Annotated in this window: 18 protein-coding genes; 9 read left to right on the top strand and 9 right to left on the bottom strand. The window is 49.3% G+C overall.

Going from position 1 to position 19,421, the window contains the following annotated elements; genetic code table 11:
• Nucleotides 1-8 precede the first annotated feature (8 nt).
• The 3 genes from QQ055_RS09255 to gnd all read right to left on the bottom strand — a co-directional run bounded on the left by QQ055_RS09255 (nucleotide 9) and on the right by gnd (nucleotide 2,917).
• Nucleotides 9-479, bottom strand: a complete 471-nt coding sequence (locus QQ055_RS09255) for a tetratricopeptide repeat protein (protein WP_284477111.1) — start codon at nucleotides 477-479, stop codon at nucleotides 9-11.
• Nucleotides 480-546: 67 nt separating this feature from the next.
• Nucleotides 547-1,371 carry a WGR domain-containing protein gene (locus tag QQ055_RS09250; RefSeq protein WP_284477112.1) on the bottom strand — a complete coding sequence of 275 codons (825 nt, stop codon included), beginning with the start codon at nucleotides 1,369-1,371 and terminating at the stop codon, nucleotides 547-549.
• An 85-nt stretch (nucleotides 1,372-1,456) separates the two neighbouring features.
• Complete coding sequence (gene gnd / locus QQ055_RS09245) at nucleotides 1,457-2,917, bottom strand: decarboxylating NADP(+)-dependent phosphogluconate dehydrogenase (protein WP_069967830.1); 1,461 nt, start codon at nucleotides 2,915-2,917, stop codon at nucleotides 1,457-1,459.
• Nucleotides 2,918-3,094: 177 nt separating this feature from the next.
• Between gnd and QQ055_RS09240 the strand changes: the two genes are divergently transcribed.
• Both QQ055_RS09240 and ileS read left to right on the top strand, forming a co-directional pair.
• On the top strand, nucleotides 3,095-4,294 hold the full coding sequence (locus QQ055_RS09240; protein ID WP_283358111.1) for a Ycf66 family protein: 1,200 nt from the start codon (nucleotides 3,095-3,097) through the stop codon (nucleotides 4,292-4,294).
• A 120-nt stretch (nucleotides 4,295-4,414) separates the two neighbouring features.
• Nucleotides 4,415-7,762: an isoleucine--tRNA ligase gene (gene ileS / locus QQ055_RS09235; RefSeq protein ID WP_349775338.1), complete on the top strand. Its 3,348-nt coding sequence runs from the start codon at nucleotides 4,415-4,417 to the stop codon at nucleotides 7,760-7,762.
• Between the two features lie 169 nt (nucleotides 7,763-7,931).
• Here the strand turns inward: ileS and QQ055_RS09230 are convergent, their stop codons facing one another.
• Entirely contained in the window at nucleotides 7,932-8,894 is a 963-nt protein-coding gene (locus QQ055_RS09230) for a ParA family protein (protein ID WP_069967828.1), read from the bottom strand.
• 287 nt (nucleotides 8,895-9,181) lie between these two features.
• Here QQ055_RS09230 and QQ055_RS09225 point away from each other — a divergent pair, with 287 nt between their 5' ends.
• The gene (locus tag QQ055_RS09225; protein ID WP_069967827.1) at nucleotides 9,182-9,613 is read left to right on the top strand and encodes an HHL1-like protein; all 432 of its coding nucleotides are present in this window, start codon (nucleotides 9,182-9,184) and stop codon (nucleotides 9,611-9,613) included.
• 40 nt (nucleotides 9,614-9,653) lie between these two features.
• Here QQ055_RS09225 and QQ055_RS09220 read toward each other — a convergent pair whose 3' ends face one another.
• Together QQ055_RS09220 and QQ055_RS09215 are read right to left on the bottom strand one after the other, a co-directional pair.
• Nucleotides 9,654-10,190, bottom strand: coding sequence for a phycobiliprotein lyase (locus QQ055_RS09220; RefSeq protein WP_069967826.1), 537 nt, complete (start codon nucleotides 10,188-10,190; stop codon nucleotides 9,654-9,656).
• A gap of 110 nt (nucleotides 10,191-10,300) precedes the next feature.
• Nucleotides 10,301-11,551: a tetratricopeptide repeat protein gene (locus QQ055_RS09215; RefSeq protein ID WP_284477114.1), complete on the bottom strand. Its 1,251-nt coding sequence runs from the start codon at nucleotides 11,549-11,551 to the stop codon at nucleotides 10,301-10,303.
• A 159-nt stretch (nucleotides 11,552-11,710) separates the two neighbouring features.
• Between QQ055_RS09215 and purD the strand changes: the two genes are divergently transcribed.
• The 4 genes from purD to QQ055_RS09195 all read left to right on the top strand — a co-directional run bounded on the left by purD (nucleotide 11,711) and on the right by QQ055_RS09195 (nucleotide 17,084).
• Entirely contained in the window at nucleotides 11,711-12,991 is a 1,281-nt protein-coding gene (gene purD / locus QQ055_RS09210) for a phosphoribosylamine--glycine ligase (RefSeq protein ID WP_284477115.1), read from the top strand.
• A gap of 50 nt (nucleotides 12,992-13,041) precedes the next feature.
• On the top strand, nucleotides 13,042-15,186 hold the full coding sequence (locus tag QQ055_RS09205) for a HAMP domain-containing sensor histidine kinase (protein WP_286004598.1): 2,145 nt from the start codon (nucleotides 13,042-13,044) through the stop codon (nucleotides 15,184-15,186).
• A 106-nt stretch (nucleotides 15,187-15,292) separates the two neighbouring features.
• Entirely contained in the window at nucleotides 15,293-16,516 is a 1,224-nt protein-coding gene (locus tag QQ055_RS09200) for an AAA family ATPase (protein ID WP_284477116.1), read from the top strand.
• Between the two features lie 4 nt (nucleotides 16,517-16,520).
• Nucleotides 16,521-17,084 (top strand): DUF4276 family protein, encoded by a 564-nt coding sequence (locus QQ055_RS09195; protein ID WP_286004597.1) that lies wholly within the window; start codon nucleotides 16,521-16,523, stop codon nucleotides 17,082-17,084.
• Between the two features lie 23 nt (nucleotides 17,085-17,107).
• On the opposite strand, the gene QQ055_RS09190 is transcribed toward QQ055_RS09195, so the two are convergent.
• Together QQ055_RS09190 and QQ055_RS09185 are read right to left on the bottom strand one after the other, a co-directional pair.
• Entirely contained in the window at nucleotides 17,108-17,476 is a 369-nt protein-coding gene (locus QQ055_RS09190; protein WP_284477118.1) for a zinc ribbon domain-containing protein, read from the bottom strand.
• A 60-nt stretch (nucleotides 17,477-17,536) separates the two neighbouring features.
• A complete protein-coding gene (locus QQ055_RS09185) occupies nucleotides 17,537-17,857 on the bottom strand; it encodes a TIGR03792 family protein (RefSeq protein ID WP_284477119.1) in 321 nt (106 codons plus the stop codon).
• A gap of 102 nt (nucleotides 17,858-17,959) precedes the next feature.
• Between QQ055_RS09185 and QQ055_RS09180 the strand changes: the two genes are divergently transcribed.
• The gene (locus tag QQ055_RS09180) at nucleotides 17,960-18,289 is read left to right on the top strand and encodes a hypothetical protein (protein WP_283358117.1); all 330 of its coding nucleotides are present in this window, start codon (nucleotides 17,960-17,962) and stop codon (nucleotides 18,287-18,289) included.
• A 13-nt stretch (nucleotides 18,290-18,302) separates the two neighbouring features.
• Entirely contained in the window at nucleotides 18,303-18,479 is a 177-nt protein-coding gene (locus tag QQ055_RS09175) for a hypothetical protein (RefSeq protein ID WP_198931434.1), read from the top strand.
• Here QQ055_RS09175 and QQ055_RS09170 read toward each other — a convergent pair.
• Entirely contained in the window at nucleotides 18,476-19,420 is a 945-nt protein-coding gene (locus QQ055_RS09170) for a DNA polymerase III subunit delta' (RefSeq protein ID WP_283358118.1), read from the bottom strand. The genes QQ055_RS09175 and QQ055_RS09170 overlap by 4 nt on opposite strands.
• Nucleotide 19,421: the final 1 nt, after the last annotated feature.

The following is a 19,421-nucleotide window of genomic DNA, read 5'->3' as shown; positions in this document are numbered from 1 at the left end:
GTTCTTCCCTAACTCAACTTTGCCGTACACTCTAAGAGCAGGCGCTGATTTTCAATCGCATGGGGTTGAATTTCTAGCGCCTTGCGAAAAGTATCAATCGCAGCGCTGTAATCTCCGAGCGCGGCATAACACAAGCCTAAACCATGCAGCGCCCCAAAGTGTACCGGATTTAAGCGTAAAACTTGCTGACAATCGGCGATCGCCTTTCGGTAGTTTTTGAGCAAATAATACAGCACCGCCCGCCGATTCCACGCCTCCGCAAAATCTGGAAACGTTGCGATCGCTCTCGTTAAGATGGCTTCAGCTTCTGCTGCTTCACCCGATTCTAAGAGAATTTGGGCTTTTTGCAACAACTCCAAACCCATAACTCCCTTTTGGTGAAACCAACGCTGCCACAACTGTTGGGTGGCTTCTTGGCGAACCCGCTCAGTCGGACTTTTCAAATCTTCTAGCAATAAGTCGAGATCGTCATTACTCATACAAACTACGCGCGATCGCTTTTATCCTATTTTAAGGCGACAAAAACGATAGCGTCTTATACGCCAACTACCGACCAAACCAGCCTCCTGTGTCCCCACCCGCCCATCCTTGCACGCCAAAGGTCTTAAAGCATAATTCTTTAAACTCTTGAGCCGCGCTGATATCCTGATTTTCGTAGCCTTCTGGATGAAAAATTCGCCCTTTATATCTCCCTTTCAAGCGAATTTGCCCAACGACATAAATGCCACCCCCCACCGAATACACCGCCTTTGTCGGATCTCGCGAGTAAAACGCCACATATCCGCCATCTACACCCCGGTATTGGTTCACCGTTGGCAGAATTCGCCCCTCAACTTCCCGCATCCCGCCAGCATGATTTCCGACGATACCCCGCTCGTTGATATAGACGCGAAAATCTTCAGGGAGCCAATAGGGAATCGCTTCTCGACTGGGTTTAGACGGTTGCGATCGCGCATAGCCTTTTTTGAGCTTCTCATTAATTTTCTGTTGAGCCGCCGCCCGCGCTTGTTGTACCGTATCGTAGGTATTGCTAGAAGTTTGTCCCGCTGCACCCATGCGCCCGTAACGAATTGTCACCGTTAACCCAACCGTTGTCACTTCATAGAACTTATGAGCGCGATCGTCAGAGAACTCCAGATAAACAGACTCCGCCGTCGGAAAAGCATAACTCGGATCTAGCGTGCGAATTTTCGCGCTGTAAAATCTCTGGGCTTCAGTCTCAGAAGCAAACTCATAGACTTGATGAGAAACCGTCGCCCCCCTGCCATCTCGCCCCTCATTTTCCTGAACTGTAACCGTGCAACCCTCATGCGCGATCGTTACCAGCAAGTCAGATTGACCGTTATCAACAGGGATAGAATGGCTAGGCATCAGTTCTGCTACATCAAGATCGAGGTTTTCTCATCCAGTAAAACCCAAAAGGCGCGAACTGTCGCGCCCCTTGAATCAGTCTTACTTAATCCGTCGTTCCGGTTTGCAACGACTCCTTATCCACCTGAGTCCATTCCGTATGGAAGAACTCACCCCTCGGCTTGTCTACCCGTTCGTAGGTATGAGCGCCAAAGAAATCTCGTTGCGCCTGCGTCAGATTTTGCGGGAGACTCGCTCGCCGATAGCTATCAAAATAATCCAGCGAAGCACTAAAAGCCGGAACCGGAATTCCCAAATAATTAGACGTAGCTAAAACCTCTCGCCAAGCCTCCTGTCGATCCAAAATCGTCTGCGTAAACTCAGGAGCCAGCAGCAGATTCGCCAACTTGGGATTGTCATTATAAGCCGTCTTAATCTTATCGAGGAAGCCCGCCCGAATAATACAGCCCCCTTTCCAAATCCGGGCAATTTCGCTCAGGCTTAAAGAATAATCAAAATCCTCAGACGCCTTACTCAACAGCGCCATCCCCTGAGCGTAGGAACAAATCTTCGAGCAGTAGAGCGCATCGCGAACCTTGTTGACAAACGCCTTCGCATCGCCTTGATACTTGTGAGTCGGGCCGGTTAATTGCTTAGAAGCCGTGAGCCGCTGATCCTTATAAGACGAAAGAATTCGAGCATTCACCGCCGCCGTAATGGTCGGAATGCTGACCCCTAAATCTAGAGCGCTGACCACCGTCCAGCGTCCCGTTCCCTTTTGACCCGCCGAGTCCATAATGACATCAACCAGCGGCTGACCCGTTTCCGGATCGATGTACTTAAAGATATCTCGCGTAATTTCAATTAAAAACGAATTGAGTTCTTCCGTCTCATTCCACTCAGCAAACACATCATGTAACTGATTGTGGTCTAAACCCAACCCATTTTTGAGTAAATCGTAGGCTTCTGCAATCAACTGCATATCGCCATACTCAATCCCGTTATGTACCATTTTGACATAGTGACCCGCGCCCCCCGGCCCGATAAAGGTGACGCAAGGGCCATCATCCACCTGGGCTGCAATTTTCGTCAAAATCGGAGCCAGTTCGCCATAGGCCTGTTCCGTCCCTCCTGGCATCAAACTAGGGCCATTGAGAGCGCCTTCTTCACCACCGCTCACCCCCATTCCCACGAAACCCAGTTTCGTAGACTCTAACTCCTTGGTGCGGCGTTCCGTATCCTCATAGAGCGAATTCCCACCGTCGATAATCATATCCCCTTCATCTAAGAGGGGCTTAAGTTGCTCAATAACTGCGTCTACAGGCTTTCCAGCCTTTACCATCACTAAAATTTTGCGGGGTCGTTCTAGCGATTCAACAAACTCTTCAATAGAATAAGTATCTTTGACATTTTTTCCTTGGGCCCGCTCCGCCATGAACTCCTTCGTTTTCGTGGAAGTTCGGTTGTAAACAGAAATCGGGAACCCATTACGCTCTACATTCAGCGCTAGGTTTTCCCCCATTACGGCCAAACCAATCACCCCAAAGCTTTGTTTTTGCTGTGTCATAAACGTCTCTAACTAATACCTACAGCACAGATCGATCGAGGACAAATTCCCTTTCAGGGTATCTCGATCTCCTAAGTTGTCCCGTAAAGAAGACATTAAGCCTCTATCTGAAGGGTAAAATGACCGTGTAAACCACTAAAACGTGTTTGTCGATCGCATCGCAGGGAGACCTAGCCAATGCTTGCATACATCCTGGCATTTGCTGTCGGTTTGGGCAGTCTAGTCCTATACACCGCAGCCCTTTTTTTCCCAGAAGTTTATCGCAAAGGAGATTTTATCTGGAGTGGCGTAGGATTATTTTATGCTCTGGTTTTGTGGGTGTGTGCCGGTCAGATTCGAGGGGGTCTTCTCCTCGGTCAAACCGCCAGTGTTGCTCTCCTCGGCTGGCTAGGGTGGCAAACCTTAATGATGCGACGCGCCCTGACTCCTAGCGTTCAACAAACCCCCGTTTCTGAAGATTTACCCGTTAAACTTATCGATAGCTTGAAGCAGCTTCCCCAGCGGCTGACTGGGAAATTGAAGCCAACTGCTCCCGTTAAAACAACCTTAGAAAAGCCCTCGACGGTAGAAGCGGTTGTTACTCCAGAAGATACCGCAACTGTCGTAACGCCAGAGGATACTGCAACTGTTGTAACACCGGAAACACTAGAAGATACCGCAACCCCAGAAACGCCAGAAGACATCGCCGCCGTAGCCACCCCAGAAACGCCTATAGATGCTGGCGAACAATCTCCAGACGCGGCTATCTCCACCCCCGCAGATGAAGCGCCTGAGAACCCTGAGCCACCCGCAGTAAAACCCACAGAAGTTAAATCTCCAACCGCCAAAAAACCCCAGTCTAAAGCTTTTGCTCAAGCCGGCCGCTTAGTCAGCTTTGTGAAAACGCGCTTGGCTAAAAAGCCGAAAGCTCAACCCACCTCTAAACCTTTTCCGACAACAGCCACTCCTCCGGCGGCTGAAACGAGCATAGATGAGGATTTTGATTTTGGAGATTTAGAAGAGACTTCCCCGGTAGACACTACATCCGTCGATGCTAGCGAAGCGCCTACGGTTCCCGAAATCGTTCCTCCAGCGGAAGCCTTGACCCCACCGGAAACCGTAGAAGTTGCCTCTGTAGAAACCCACTTACCCACCGCCGAACAAGAGGTGCCATCAGCCACTTCCCCAGAGACTGACTTGGTTGAACCCGCTCAAACTTCGGATAGCCTGTCATCCTCCCCAGAGTCGCCAGATTCTGAAGAAGTTTTACAACGACCCAATTCTCCAGATCCAGATTTAGTTGAGGCGGCTCAAACACCTGAAGATACTGGCTCTGAGGCTTCACAGTCTACTCATTCTGCTTCAGAATCTTCCCCAGAGGAACGCAAAGAAACTTGAAGCGCGATCGGCTTCTAGCCCATAATGGTTGAGCAACCCTGTATAAGCCATCGGTATTGGACTGTGACAGCCGCAAATAACTACAAAGATACTGTTAATCTGCCCAGGACTAAGTTTGATATGCGGGCTAACGCAGCCAAGCGCGAACCCGAACTCCAAAAGTTTTGGGCCAACCATCAAATTTACGAAACCTTGTCGCAGAACAACCCTGGCGAAGCCTTTATTTTGCATGATGGGCCGCCCTATGCCAATGGGTCGCTGCACATGGGTCACGCCCTGAATAAGATCCTCAAGGATATCGTCAACAAATATCAGCTTCTGCAAGGGCGTAAGGGTCGTTACGTGCCGGGATGGGACTGTCATGGGTTGCCTATTGAATTGAAAGTCTTGCAGAATATGTCTGCCAAAGAACGGGAAGGCCTCACCCCGTTGAAACTGCGACAAAAGGCGCGAGACTTTGCGCTGAAAACCGTTGAGGAACAGCGAGAAGGTTTTAAACGATTTGGCGTTTGGGGAGATTGGGATAACCCCTATCTAACCTTAAGACCAGAATACGAAGCGGCTCAGATTGCAGTCTTTGGGCAGATGGTTCTCAAGGGCTATATTTATCGCGGCTTAAAGTCCGTTCACTGGAGTCCAAGTTCTAAGACAGCGCTGGCTGAAGCCGAGTTGGAGTATCCGGAAGGTCATACTTCACAGAGTATCTACGCGGCTTTTAAGATGAAAAAGCTCTCAAAAGCTGCCGCCGCGTTAAAGCCTTATTTAGAGACGCTGTGGGTGGCGATCTGGACGACGACGCCTTGGACGATTCCGGCAAATTTGGCGGTTGCAGTCAATCCAGAATTAGAATATGCCGTAGTGGAAGCTGACCCAGACTACGAACCCGCTAACGCCAAGTATTTGTTAGTGGCAGCAGAGGTGATTGAACGGCTATCGGCAACCTTGGGAACGCCGCTAACGGTGAAAGCCAAGATTAAAGGTAAAGATTTAGAACATTCTACCTACAAGCATCCCCTGTTTGACCGGGAAAGTCCGATTGTGATTGGCGGCGATTATGTCACCACGGAATCGGGTACGGGTTTAGTCCATACTGCACCCGGTCACGGTCAAGAAGATTTTATCGTGGGTCAGCGCTACGGTTTGCCGGTTTTGTCTCCGGTGGATGAGAATGGCGATTTTACAGCCGAAGCTGGGCCGTTTGCGGGGTTGAATGTCCTTAAGAATGCTAACGGCGAAATTATCAAGGCGCTGACGGAAGCCAATTCTTTGCTGAAGGAAGAGGCTTACGTCCATAAGTATCCCTACGACTGGCGGACGAAGAAACCGACGATTTTCCGCGCAACAGAGCAATGGTTTGCTAGCGTGGATGGCTTCCGGGAAGAGGCGATGAAGGCAATTTCGGAAGTGGAATGGATTCCGAAGCAAGGGGAAAACCGGATTACGGCGATGGTGTCGGAACGTTCGGATTGGTGTATTTCGCGCCAGCGGAGTTGGGGGGTACCGATTCCGGTATTTTACGATGAGGAAACTCACGAACCGCTGTTGAATGAGGAAACAATCGCGCATGTCCAAGCCATTATCGCGAAAAGTGGTTCGGATGCGTGGTGGGAGTTGTCGGTTGAGGAATTGTTACCAGAGTCCTATCGCAATAATGGGAAGAACTATTATAAGGGCACCGATACGATGGATGTCTGGTTTGATTCGGGTTCTTCTTGGGCGGCGGTGGCGCAACAGCGTCCGGAATTAGGCTACCCGGTGGATATGTACCTGGAAGGCTCAGATCAACATCGGGGTTGGTTCCAGTCAAGTTTGCTGACTAGCGTGGCGACGAATGGTCATGCACCTTATAAGACGGTTTTAACTCATGGCTTTGTGTTAGATGAACAAGGCCGGAAGATGAGTAAGTCTTTGGGGAATGTGGTCGATCCGATGGCGATTATTGAAGGCGGATCGAATCAGAAGACGGACCCGGCTTATGGTGCGGATGTGCTGCGTTTGTGGGTGTCGTCGGTAGACTATTCTTCGGATGTGCTGATTGGACAAAATATCATCAAGCAATTGGGGGATGTTTACCGCAAGATTCGCAACACGGCGCGGTTTTTGTTGGGGAATTTGGATGATTTTGACCCCGCTAAGGATGCGGTTCCCTATGAGGAGTTGCCGGATCTCGATAAGTATATGCTGCACCGGATAACGGAAGTGTTTGGGGAGGTGACGGAGGCGTTTGAGTCTTATCAGTTCTTCCGCTTTTTCCAAACGGTGCAGAATTTCTGCGCGATCGATTTATCCAATTTCTATCTCGATATTGCCAAGGATCGGCTGTATATCAGCGCGGTGAATGCTCAAAGACGGCGCAGTTGTCAGACGGTTTTAGCGATCGCACTCGAAACTCTAGCAAAGGCGATCGCGCCCGTCCTCTGTCACATGGCAGAAGATATCTGGCAAAATCTCCCCTATCCTACCCCCCACGCCTCGGTCTTTGCCGCAGGTTGGGTAAAACTCGATCCGCAATGGCATCAGCCAGAATTGGCGAAAACCTGGAAGCAATTCCGCCAAGTACGCGGCGAAGTTAATAAGGTTCTCGAACAAGCCAGAACAGAGAAAACCATTGGCTCTTCCCTAGAGGCGAAGGTACTGCTATATGTCTCTGATGAACCGCTCAGAGACGCCTTAAACGCGCTGGTTGCCCCGGAAGCGACGGTGGAGACCGCAAACGCCCCTGCGCCAGCACCAACGCCCGCAGAGCCAGCTAGCGACCCCTCAGCCGAAGTTCCGGTGCCCGAACCTGTGGAAGAGGTGTTACAAACCTCGGCGCAATATCTGGATCGGGCCTTGCGCTATATCTCTGAACTCCCGGAAATCTTGGGGGAAGGGTATAACCGCTATCAGAAACCCTTGCTGAATGTTCTGTGGATCTTATTGGCGATCGCGGCGTTAAACTTTGGTTTATCGGTGGCAGAATCGGTACTGAAATTACCCCTGGTGGGCTTCTTCTTCGAGATTGTTGGGATTGGCGTTTTCGGTTGGGGGGTTGCCCGTTATGGCTTGCAAGCCTCCACCCGTCAAGAGCTTTGGCAGAATGTCATGGCTGTTAAAACGCAGTATTTTGGAGACGACGCCGCTAAACCGGCACCCCAAGATACGGTTCAACCCACTTCTGGGGAAACAGCCGTTCAACCTCAATCCTCTGTAACAACGCCCTCCCTCACCCCTCCGGCTATCCTGACGAATGGGGTGGATGAGTTGCGCTATCTGTTCCTGGCTTCGCAGGTGGAATTAGTAGATACCCCAACGGCAATTGAAGGGTTACAGCATCAGCTAAAATCTGAGGGGCTAGCAGTGGGTGTTACCAAGGCAGATGGACAAAAGTGCGATCGCTGCTGGAACTATTCTCCCTACGTGGGACAATCTTCAGAACATCCCGAAATCTGCGAGCGTTGCATTGCTGCACTAGCAGGGGAGTTTTAAAAGTGCTTTTCTAAGTGCTGAGTGTAAAGTGCTGAGTGCTGAGTGGGCTTTTCTGAAGGGGTTACGGAAATCTGTACTTTGTACTTTTTCCTTAACCCCAAACCAAAACTTTGCACTTGTGATTCTCCTGCTACTCGGAACTCGGTACTCGGAACTCGGTACTATTCCCCTACTCCAACTCTGCTAGATTGACTTTAACTTTTTGCTCCTTTTTACCTGCAATCAGTTCAAGTTTGTGTAGCGTTTCTTGAGTTAAACGTTGAAAGGCTCTTCCCCCTGCTGAACCCGGATGAGCTAAAACAACAGGCATTCCGCTATCTACTGCTTTCGAGACATTGACATCGGCGGGAATGCGCGTGCTAAAAATTTTGGCAGCGCTATAATCTTCCGTGACGCGATTCATAACTTGGCGGTAGTAGCGATTCATCAATCCGCCTGCCATTGTAAAGACAATTCCCAACATTTCAATGTTCAAAGGATTCGTATCTTTATGGACTTCTCGCAACCGGGCTAACCGTCTTTCAAGCAACTGAATCCCAATCAGCGATAGGGGTTCGGGTTTAGCCGGAAGCATGTAAAAGTCGCTAGCCGTGAGAGCGCTGCGGGTGAGAAGATTATAACCGGGAGCGCAATCTAAGATAATGAAATCGTATTCGGAAATTACAGGGCTTAAAATCCCCCGAATTAGCACGCGCTCAAAGTTATTCCAAACCTGCTCAAAATTGGTGGGGCCGGTGCGAGGAGATTGATTTGCGCCTTCGTGATAAGCGGCTTTTTCGTACATCATTTCTGAGACTGAAAATTCATCGTACATATCGATGTCTCCGGGTAATAAATCTAACCCTTTGACAGCACAAATGTACGGCTGAATCAAGTCTTGAATTGCATAGTTAGACTGAACCAGCGGGTTAATGGCTTTGGCGATGAGCTGGCGACAGGTACGCCGTTCTTTGCGGAGTTTCGCGAAGTGAGATGGCTGCATTAAACTCAGCGTTGCACTAATTTGCGTGTCTAGGTCTATGACGAGAACCCGCTTATTGTAATGCTTGGCGAGCGAAGTTGCGAGATTGACGGTTAGCGTCGTTTTCCCAACGCCACCTTTCATATTGACAGTGGAAATAATGTATCCCATTGGTCGAGTCCTTGCTTGAAAGAAGATGCGATCGCCCTTTTGGGATCGCTTCGCCTCCCAATCATCATAAAGGTTATGTTGGGTTTGCGCGTCTTAATCAGACAAACAGAGTTTTGCACCCGGCACATCTAGCCAAAGTGCGAACCTCAATTTGCTTTCTCCCCCGACAATTCCCACAAGAGCGACTGACCCCGGTGGATTGTCTGGGAATCGTAAAATTGTATAAGTTGTTTAGACCCCGCAAAATATTATAAACTTTTGTAAAAGTCTCTCAGGAATCCGTCACAATGCCCGCTAAAACAGGATTTGGGAAACCGCAACCCCAGAAAAACAGCAGCAACACGGCTCGACGCGTCAAAGCGGAAAAGCAATATGAAAAAATGTCCTCTAAAGGGATGCCAGAGTTTGCGATTTTTGCTCGGATCAAAGATAAAAAAAACTGGTACCCCGTTGGCTCTCTGACCGTGAATCGCAGCAATCAAATTAACCAAGCGATTTTCGCCAACTTAGAAGACTTGCGCCAAGGTGCTTTTCGCCTGTATCCCATTCTGCGGAAAAACCAGCAAAACCTAGAGTACGGCTACAAACTCAAAGGCGAAGAGTTTGCAGACGAACCCATCCAGCTTGCTGTCCCCCCGCAACCCGGTGCAGGGAATTTAATTCAAAACACCGTTGCAAACGTCACTAATGCAGTTTCTGGTCTATTTAAACGCAAATAACCCCGCAGGGAGAGACGTGAATCCGCGTCTCTCCCCAATTTTAGGATTGGGGTGGAGCCGTTACCCCCATGCGAATTTCCGAACACAGCGACGCCATACTAAAGCCGCCAAACCGCTTCAGGATGCTCGTTCTCAATCGCAAATTGGGGCTAGCAAACCACAAGCGTTCCTCAGAATACATGGTTTCGTAGTCCGTGATCAGGGTTAAAGCACCATCGTCACCCATCACGTAACGTCCAGCGACGGGGACCTTTTCGGCATAACCCACTTCGCGTAGTAGTTTCCCCTCATTCGGCTTGTCTGGATCGGCAACAGGAACTAGAACAGTAGAACCACTATGCTTTTCTTCATCCCAGTCCATCGTGCCATTCCACGAAACGCGAGCGCCACATAAAGCCAAAGCCGGATCGATTTGATATTGTTCGCAGAGTTTGGCAATGGCGGGATCGTTTGCCTCTAGCATGGCAATTTCAATATTCGATTGACCCGACTCTGTTTGTTTAAAGGCGAGGTGGTGAGCAGTTCGCTGAGAAAACCACTTACCCGAACTTTGTTGAAAAAACTCCGTAATATCCATGAATTGCGGGACGTTAATTATCTTTTACTTATTATTCACGATCCTGAAGTCCCGTCGAGCCGGGTTAAGCCATCAGATTCACCCCTATTTTGCCTTAATTTTGATCGCTTTTAGAGCGGATCTGGGGTAGTCGGCGGCGGGGTGGGGTTCATTTGGCGATCGATTTGCTCTATTTGGCGGATAAAATGGTTGCGGCGAATCTTCAACTGCTCGGCGAGGGCTAAGGCTCGGCGGTAGGAAGCTAAGGCTTGGGGATAGTCTTGGCGCGAGAGGCTGATTTGAGCCATGCGATCGTAGGTGTTCATCATCCCGTAGACATCGTAGGCTTGGGAGTTGACTAATAGCAGAATTTTATAGACTTCTAGGGCAGCTTCAAGTTGTTGCTCTTGGCGATAGAGTTGACCTAAGCGTTCTAAAGCAATGGCGGCATCGTCTAGCTGTTGTAGGGTTTGAGCCAGGGTAAAGGCTTCTTCGTATTGGGTGGCGGCTTTTTGCAGTTCGCCAAGGGTTTCGTAGTTAGCGGCGATCGCTAATTTTAACTGAGGAACTTCCCGCAGGCGATTGGCTTGGGTGTAGAGTTCCACTAAAGCCAGCCGCGCGTCAATACCGGGTTGCACCTGTTGTTGTCGATCGTAGATATAGGCTAGCTGTTGATAGAGGGTAATTTGGGAATTGCGATCGCCTCTAGCCTGGGCATCCGTTAACAACTCCTGATAAATGGCCCCTGCTTTTGGATAATTCAGCCATCCCAGATACAATTGCCCCATTGTTTGCAACGTCTCTAATTCAGAGGCGCGGTCTTCCTGAGTCCGGGCATGGGTTAGAAGTTGCTCGTAAATAGCGATCGCCTGTTCGGGGGTGCGAAGTTGCTGATACGCCGCGCCTAACTGCCGCAATACGCCCCAATCTGGAGGATTTTGGGTTTGGGCGGTGGCTTGAATTTGCTCTAAGCGGCGGGTAATGACTCGAACAACTGGAGCGTTATTTTCTCCCCAAGCATAACTCCCCACTCGTCCCAAGGCTTCCACCTCCGCCATCGGCCCCAACGCCCGACGCAAGCGCAGTTCCCGATACCAGGTTTCAAATGCTTGTGCGCGATCCCCCGCCCTGAGTTGCGCCAGAGCCTCTAGATTGAGTCCATCTAAAGCTACCCCTAACGCTTCGGCTTCCGAGCCGCTTAACGGCGCTTTAGGGTTCGGTAATAGCGGATCTGGGGCTTGGATCTCCAATGGGTTAGGAGGAAAGCGATCCGGCGCGTTTCTGCGGGCTGCGATCGCAGGCGAACCCAACCCCAACACCCCCAGACTCAACACCATCCCAAACCATACCCCGAAATTGCGGATGCTGATTTCCCGGCTCATAAACGAACTCCAGCAAGAATTGATGAATATTAACGGTGAGGACGCAGCAGGTCGTGGCTGCTTGTAAAGAAGCAGTCACAAAGTCTCGTTAAAGTTACTGAAAATCAAACATTGTGGCATAATTAGATGCATTTTGAGTGGCAAAGGTGAGAGAACAACGTGAAGGTTTTGGTGGTTGGTAGTGGTGGACGAGAACACGCGATCGCGCGCACCCTTTTACAATCTTCTCGCGTTAAAAAAGTCGTCTGCGTCCCCGGAAATGGCGGAACTGCCAGCTTAGAACGCTGTAGCAACATGGCGTTTGGGGTGACAGACTTTGAAGGCATTGCCCGGTTTGCCCTCGTCCATGAAATTTCTTTAATTGTCGTTGGGCCTGAAGTCCCCCTCGCCCAAGGCATCACCGACTTCCTTCGCCAGCAAAACCTCACGGTTTTTGGCCCCACCCAGGCGGGCGCGCAAATTGAGTCGAGTAAAGCTTGGGCAAAAGCCCTGATGCAAGAGGCCGGTATTCCCACCGCCAAAGCCGAGGTCTTTACCGACGAAGCCAGCGCTAAAGCCTATGCTCAATCCCAAGGCGTCCCTATCGTTATTAAAGCCGATGGTTTGGCGGCCGGGAAGGGTGTCACCGTTGCCCAAACCTGGGAAGAAGCTAAAACGGCAATTACTGCTGCCTTTGGAGGACAATTTGGCGATGCGGGTAAGCAACTCGTCATTGAAGAATGTTTAACCGGGCAAGAAGTTTCCCTATTGGCGCTAACGGATGGACAGACCATTCGCCCCTTACTCAGCGCCCAAGATCACAAGCGCATCGGTGAAGGAGACACTGGCCCCAATACGGGAGGGATGGGGGCCTATGCACCCGCCCCAATTGTGACGCCCCAGTTACTAGACCGCATTCACCAAGAGATTTTAGCGCCTGCGGTGGCAGCGCTGCGGAACCGGGGAATTGACTATCGCGGTATTCTCTACGCTGGGTTGATGATTACCCCCCAGGGAGAACCCAAGGTGATTGAATTTAACTGTCGCTTTGGCGATCCAGAAACCCAGGTAATTTTGCCATTGTTGGCTACGCCTTTGGAAGATTTGTTGCTGGCGACTGCGAAAGGGAATTTAGCGAGCATCCCGAAAATTGAATGGAAACCGGGGGTTTGTGCGGGCGTGGTGCTGGCTTCGGGAGGCTATCCGGGGAGTTTTGACAAGCATAAAGCGATCGCCGGATTAGAGTCAGCCGAAAGCCAGGGCGCGATCGTCTATCATGCAGGAACTAAACTCAATGGCAGCCAACTGGTGACAGATGGGGGACGGGTACTCAACGTCACGGCGGTGGGCGAAACCTACGACCAAGCGTTTGCGATCGCCTACAGCGCTTGCGAAGCGATTGAATTTGAGGGAATGTACTATCGGCGAGATATCGGCCATCGTGTCAGAATGAGCGAGTAGGATTAAAAGTTAAAAATGACAAATTTTTAATTTTTAAGTTTGAATGCACTATGCTGACCTTGCTAAAAAGATTCGGAGAAATTATTGCCCATTGGTGGTCGGAGTTTACCCTCCAGACCAAATTAATGGCCGCCGCTACCCTGGTGGTGTCCTTAATTATGAGCGGTCTGACCTTCTGGGCAGTCAATACCATTCAACAAGATGCGCGGCTTAATGATACGCGTTTCGGTCGCGACCTGGGTTTATTACTCTCGGCAAACGTTGCCCCCTTAGTCGCCGAGAATAACCTGACAGAGGTGGCCCGTTTTTCGCAACGCTTCTACGAAAGCACCTCTAGCGTCCGTTATATGCTGTATGCAGACGAACAGGGCAATATTTTCTTCGGAATTCCGTTTTGGGAGTCGGAAGTGCAAAACTCCCTGACGATCCGACGGCGCATTCAACTTCCCGATAACTACGCCGCTAATGAAGAGGTACCGCTGGTTCGCCAACACCTGACGCCAGATGGGGAAGTGACGGATGTGTTTGTGCCTTTAAGACATCAAAATGAGTATTTAGGCGTTCTGGCGATTGGAATTAACCCGAATCCTACGGTTGTCGCGTCTTCTAACCTGACTCGCGATGTCACCATAGCAGTATTTGTCTCGATTTGGGCAATGGTGATTTTAGGGGCGGTCTTTAATGCCTTAACCATTACCAAACCGATTAAAGAGTTACTGGTTGGGGTGAAAAATATTGCAGCCGGGAACTTTAAACAGCGCATTGACTTGCCGCTAGGTGGGGAACTCGGAGAACTGATTTTTAGCTTTAATGAAATGGCAGAACGCCTAGAAAGCTATGAAGAGCAAAATATTGAAGAACTGACGGCAGAAAAAGCTAAGTTAGAAACCTTGGTTTCTACAATCGCCGATGGGGCAGTGCTGCTAGATACCAATTTACAGATTATTTTGGTGAATCCAACAGCGCGGCGGATTTTCAATTGGGAAAATCAAAATATTACTGGCGATGTTGTCATTAAACACTTGCCACCCCCGATCCAAGTGAAGCTGACGCGACCTTTAAAGGAAATTGCGGCCGGAACTTTACCAGGTAGCAGCCGGGAGGGGGCAGAATATCGGATTACCCTTACAGAACCCGTTAACCGAACCGTTCGCATTCTCCTAACGACTGTATTATCGCATCGGGCCAGCGATGAGGAAGCTTTGTGTCAGCATTGTTTAAGCGAGACAGAGGATCGGTGCGACTTGCCAGAGCGATCGCAGGCAACTGAGTGTATTCTGTACGAAGAGGATGAACAGAAGCAGCATTTGGGCGATCGCTATCGCGAAAACCTCAAAGGGATCGCCATGACAGTGCAGGATATCACCCGCGAAGTCGAACTCAACGAAGCCAAAAGTCAGTTTATCAGCAACGTTTCCCACGAATTAAGAACGCCACTCTTTAACATCAAAGGCTTTATTGAAACCCTCTACGAATATGGGGACGAACTGACAGAAGTTGAACGCCGCGACTTCTTAGAAACCGCCAATCACGAAACCGATCGCTTAACCCGCCTAGTTAACGATGTTCTCGATTTATCGCGCTTGGAATCCTGCCGAATTTATCATTTTGATGCGGTAGAAATTGCCCAACCCATCGAACAAACCCTAAGAACCTATCAACTCAACGCCAAAGATAAGGGAATCGAACTCTCTCAAGACATTGAAGCCGATTTACCCCCAGTCTTAGGGCATTATGACCTCTTGTTACAAGTTTTCACCAATCTGGTTGGCAACTCGCTAAAATTCACCGAACCGGGCGGACAGGTCAAAATCCGCGCCTATCTTCTCGACTTAGAATCAGAACGAGGGAAATGGGTCGATTCCCAATCTCACAAACTGCAAAATCACCTGGTTCGCATTGAAGTTTCCGATACCGGAATTGGCATTGATGCAGAAGATCAAGAAGCCATTTTCGATCGCTTCTTCCGGGTAGAAAACCGCGTTCACACCCTCGAAGGAACGGGCTTAGGTTTATCCATCGTCCGCAATATTATTGAAAAACACCACAGCCGCGTTCAGTTAGTCAGCGAAGTTGGGGTAGGAACAACCTTCTGGTTCGATCTCGCCGTCTTCCAAGAAGAGGAAGATGAAGTGATGGAACCCCCTCCAGAAGATAACGTACCCACTATTGAAGTTACGGCTGCTGAAGTCTAGAGTTATCGGAAATTATCTTAGCAAGCTACTCTAGGATAGTCAGTCAATAGAACTATCATCAGGTAAAATTGACTGAAATCGTTAGCCTAAAAGGAAAAACTATATTTTGCCCGATACCAATCAGCCTCGCCTCTTATCTTTTACTCTTGACGGTTGGACTGCTTTAGGCGGTCGAGTATCAGTATCTCTGCGCGATCGCGTTGGAGTATTAGTGGGTCGTAACGGGGCGGGCAAGTCAGCGATACTCGAAGGATTTGATGCAATCTCATCATCGGCTATTGGTCGGTTAAACCCGTTTCGATTCTTTGATAGCGAGAGTATTCCAAAAATATTAGAAATAGAAGTTCTAACACCAACTGAGCGTCGGCTTGGATATCGGTACGAGCTAATATTCTTTCCTCATTCAACAGACAATACAGATATAGATGAATCTACAAGTGATAGCTCAGAAGAAAGCCAGTTTTCTTGGAATGAAAGCTGCCAATATCTTGATGAAAATAAAGAAGTATTATGGACAACTGAAGCTGGAGTAACCACCCTGAGACAGGGGGATGAACCTGTTATTACTATCCTAGGAAATACGAGTTCGCTGCGACAAGCGCATCTTCCAGAAAATGCGCGATTAAAGCTACCTGATGAGATGCGCTGGATTCGTGCCATTTTAAGGGGAGTTCGCCTTCTTGGAAAAATTCCGATTCGCCAAACTTCTAGGCGGCGTCCTTCTCTCATACGGGTATCGGGTAGAGGGATGATGGCTTCAGGTTCATTGGGTTTAGTCGATAACCTTGCTCGCAAAATACTTCGACTTCTAGATACGGAAGAGCTTAGCGAACTTGAAAAGGTGTGTCAGCGAGTTGGACTTGGCAGTAAAATAACAGAACAGAAGTTTGTTTTAAGTGAGAGTTCTAAAGAGAAGGTAAGGGGAGAAGGTGACGAATATTTATCATCTGTGTTAATTGATGGCATCAATCTTGGATTGCTGTCTGATGGAACGCTACGGGTTTTATCTATTCTCCTAGAAATAATTTCTTCTTATCCTAGTGCAACCACAATTATTGAAGAACCTGAAACTCAAATTCATCCTGGGATGTTAGACAAGTTACTCAATGAAATTGAAGCATATACTTTTGACGGAAACTTGATTCTCTCCACTCATTCACCCCAAGTTGTAGCGTGGACTAGCCCAGATAAACTCAATTTAGTTTATCGAAATCAGGGACGGACAAATATTCGTAAGTTACAAGAAGAAGAGATCCGAAAAGTCGTCGAATATCTTGACGAACAAGGAGACTTAGGCGATTGGCTTTACAGCGGCATTCTTGATGAGTGATTGTTTGATTGCCTTAATTGCTGAAGATGATACGGACTGCAATGCACTCCGGAAAATTGTCCATCGCGTGCTAGGTGTCCAGATGAAAACGAAGTCGTGGGCATCTAAAGGCTGTAGTACATTACGAAGAAAGCTAGCAGCAAAAATTCAGGTTTTATCTAATGAAGGCTGTACTGCTTTTATCATTCTCCACGATCTCGATCGTAACCCCCAGAATAACACCCTTAATAATGAACAGAAACTGCGAGATACCTTAGAGAAAGAATCTGCTAAAATTCAGGGAATTAATAAACATATCTGTATTCCGATTGAAGAGTTAGAAGCTTGGTTCTGGTCCGATCCAGAGGTTGTTAGATATGTTGGACGGGGACAAGGTAAGGCAACCCAAAATCCTCACCTAATTGAAAAACCCAAGGAAGAATTGATCAAATTATCAATGAACGAAAAGAGAAAGCCTCGTTATAGCACTAATATGAATGTTGAATTAGCGGAAATGCTAAATTTGGAGCTTTGTTCTGATCGCTGCCCTTCGTTTAAAGACCTTCTCAACTTCCTGAACTCTTTATAAAAGTCTTGTAGCGATCGCCATCCCTATTGAGCTAGCAATAAACTGACTAGCACTAAAGCCAGCAAAATCGTGACTAGGGGATTTCTTTGAATCCACTTTTGCACAGAAACCAGATCGAAGCCAGAACGGTTGGCTAACGAATGGCGCATCATTTCTTGCTGCTGGGTTTCAGCCAGGTTTTGATACATCGTACACTCGCGGGCGTCGGGGCGTTGGGGATAGTTGCAGGTGTCGTCGGCGTGGTAGGTGCAAGTCTCGCAGAGGGATTCGCTTCCGGTGGCGCGATGCAGGGGAATCCCAGGATGACCGAAGGCTTTGAGGGGCGTGCGACAATAGGGACAGTTTAGCGCTTTCGCATCAACGGTTTGATGGCAGGTGGGACACTCCGGCATGGTGAGTTAGAAAGGCTAACGGGGCGCAGCAAGCCTGAAAAAGCCCGCTAGTTGCCCATTCTAGCTTGTGGGGGAGGTTTGGGGAAATTTTCGCACTTGATAGGCTTTGCCTTCGAGGAGTTGATAGTCTCCTGACATGGCTTGGGAAAATTCAGCTTCCACTTGCTGGAGGCGTTCGGAAGGGATGGATTTCCAGGCTTCTAGGCTTTCCCAACGAATGGCGATCGCAATTTCTGTTTCCTCATCCGGGTTAATCCAAATCTCTTTACTCAGATAGCCGGGGTAACTGGCTAAAAAGGGACTCCAAATGCGATCGTCTAGCTGAATAAACTTTTCTCGTAAGGCGGTAGGAACCTGAAATCGTAACCACTCAATAACCATGCGTTCTCTCTAATGGGCGATCGCTCTTTAGAATTGTAATCGTTTCAGCCCCAGAAGCATCCTGAGTTAAGCTGGAGATAGACCAGAATTGGGAATCGGCTGATGTCAAACCATCGCGAACCACAATCGCAAGAGGATATTCGCAGCAAAACGACTAAAACGATTTGGTCTTATGCGACGGGGATGATCGCACTCAGCGTCATTTTTGCCTCCGGGATGCGCTATAGCGTCTTGTTACCCATTTCAATTGCTGCTGGGGCTGCTGGAGGAACGGCGGCGGTTTGGCTGTCGGATAAGAAGCAACTCGATAAAGCCGAAAGCCTCAGACAATTGGAAGATCGGATTGCGAATCTAGAAACGATCGCCGGAACGAGCGATTTTAGCTTAGAACAACGGATTAGACAATTAGAGTCGCGCGATCGCCCTTTGTAAATGGAGTGCTACGGTGAATTTTATCCTCAAAGTCCTGGTCGCCTCGTTACTGCTATCTGTGGCGATTAAATATGGCGGGCCGTTTTTAGATCTCCCCCCAAGTTCCATGCTAGCGCTAGGGGTGGTTTTATTCCCCTCTACCGTAATGGCGATCGCGCTTTGGTGGCGAACTCAAACCTACAGCCCCTAAGCGCACATCCCCATCAGCATCACTTCCCAGACTAAACGCGGATTTGCATAACTCAGGAGTTGGCGACGTGCCGTTTCTAAAGCTTGCAACAGGGGGACGGGGTAGTTTTTTTGCCAATAACTTTGTTGTAAATAGTCAATTAGCCACAATTGCGCCTCAGTATCGAGAATTTTATCCACATCCTTAGCCAGTTCCAGGGCCGATCGCCAGGTTTGCGGAGGGGTTGCCAACTTTTCGAGTAAGTTGGGGGGAATAGCTTGCATTTGTTCCCAGGCGGCGATCGCTTCTCCAGGACTGCCTTGGGCAAGTGCCAGAATTTCCGGGCGTTCTAGTAAGTTTCCGTAGGCTTGGCGCTTCAACACCTTGGCCATTGCTTCCGTCCCCAGGCGGTAAAACGGGACGACCGCGCAGCGCGAGATAATGGTGGGCAGCAAGGAAGAAACGCTAGGGGCAATTAAGATGATTGTGGCTTTTCCCGGTTCTTCTAAGGTCTTCAAGAGGGCGTTAGCCGCCGCTTCTGCCATTGTTTGCGCTTGGTCGATCGCCACCAGGGAACGGTTAGCCCACAGGGGAGGGCGACCGAGGAAGGGGTTGAGGTCGCGAATTTGGGAAATGGCAATTTGTGGGGGCGTTTTGCGCTTCAGTCCGGCTTCGGCGGCTTCGGCGGCGGTGAGGCGCTGACCTTGGTGGGAGTAGGTGGGTTCTATCCAAAGGACATCGGGGTGGTTGCGATCGCGCAGGCGTTGTTTGGTAACGAGGGCGTCCGCCTCGCTTAACCCGTGGCAAAATAACGCCTCGATAAAGGCTTGGGCGGTCAAACTTTTGCCAATTCCCGACGGCCCGACAAATAGGTAAGCCGGGGCGATCTGCTGTTTGGCGATCGCGCTTTGCAATAAATTCACGGCGGCGTCTTGTCCCACGACCGAAATAAAAGCATTCATC

The sequence above is a fragment of the Geitlerinema calcuttense NRMC-F 0142 genome, from assembly GCF_030285425.1.
Note: the sequence above shows the minus strand (reverse complement) of the source record. Positions and strands in the feature narration are given on the sequence as shown.

Excerpts from the sequence above, each read along its gene's own strand:
- QQ055_RS09255 (WP_284477111.1), bottom strand. The coding sequence starts at position 479 with ATGAGTAATGACGATCTCGACTTATTGCTAGAAGATTTGAAAAGTCCG.
- QQ055_RS09250 (WP_284477112.1), bottom strand. The coding sequence starts at position 1,371 with ATGCCTAGCCATTCTATCCCTGTTGATAACGGTCAATCTGACTTGCTG.
- gnd (WP_069967830.1), bottom strand. The coding sequence starts at position 2,917 with ATGACACAGCAAAAACAAAGCTTTGGGGTGATTGGTTTGGCCGTAATG.
- QQ055_RS09240 (WP_283358111.1), top strand. The coding sequence starts at position 3,095 with ATGCTTGCATACATCCTGGCATTTGCTGTCGGTTTGGGCAGTCTAGTC.
- ileS (WP_349775338.1), top strand. The coding sequence starts at position 4,415 with ATGCGGGCTAACGCAGCCAAGCGCGAACCCGAACTCCAAAAGTTTTGG.
- QQ055_RS09230 (WP_069967828.1), bottom strand. The coding sequence starts at position 8,894 with ATGGGATACATTATTTCCACTGTCAATATGAAAGGTGGCGTTGGGAAA.
- QQ055_RS09225 (WP_069967827.1), top strand. The coding sequence starts at position 9,182 with ATGCCCGCTAAAACAGGATTTGGGAAACCGCAACCCCAGAAAAACAGC.
- QQ055_RS09220 (WP_069967826.1), bottom strand. The coding sequence starts at position 10,190 with ATGGATATTACGGAGTTTTTTCAACAAAGTTCGGGTAAGTGGTTTTCT.
- QQ055_RS09215 (WP_284477114.1), bottom strand. The coding sequence starts at position 11,551 with ATGAGCCGGGAAATCAGCATCCGCAATTTCGGGGTATGGTTTGGGATG.
- QQ055_RS09205 (WP_286004598.1), top strand. The coding sequence starts at position 13,042 with ATGCTGACCTTGCTAAAAAGATTCGGAGAAATTATTGCCCATTGGTGG.
- QQ055_RS09190 (WP_284477118.1), bottom strand. The coding sequence starts at position 17,476 with ATGCCGGAGTGTCCCACCTGCCATCAAACCGTTGATGCGAAAGCGCTA.
- QQ055_RS09185 (WP_284477119.1), bottom strand. The coding sequence starts at position 17,857 with ATGGTTATTGAGTGGTTACGATTTCAGGTTCCTACCGCCTTACGAGAA.
- QQ055_RS09180 (WP_283358117.1), top strand. The coding sequence starts at position 17,960 with ATGTCAAACCATCGCGAACCACAATCGCAAGAGGATATTCGCAGCAAA.
- QQ055_RS09170 (WP_283358118.1), bottom strand. The coding sequence starts at position 19,420 with ATGAATGCTTTTATTTCGGTCGTGGGACAAGACGCCGCCGTGAATTTA.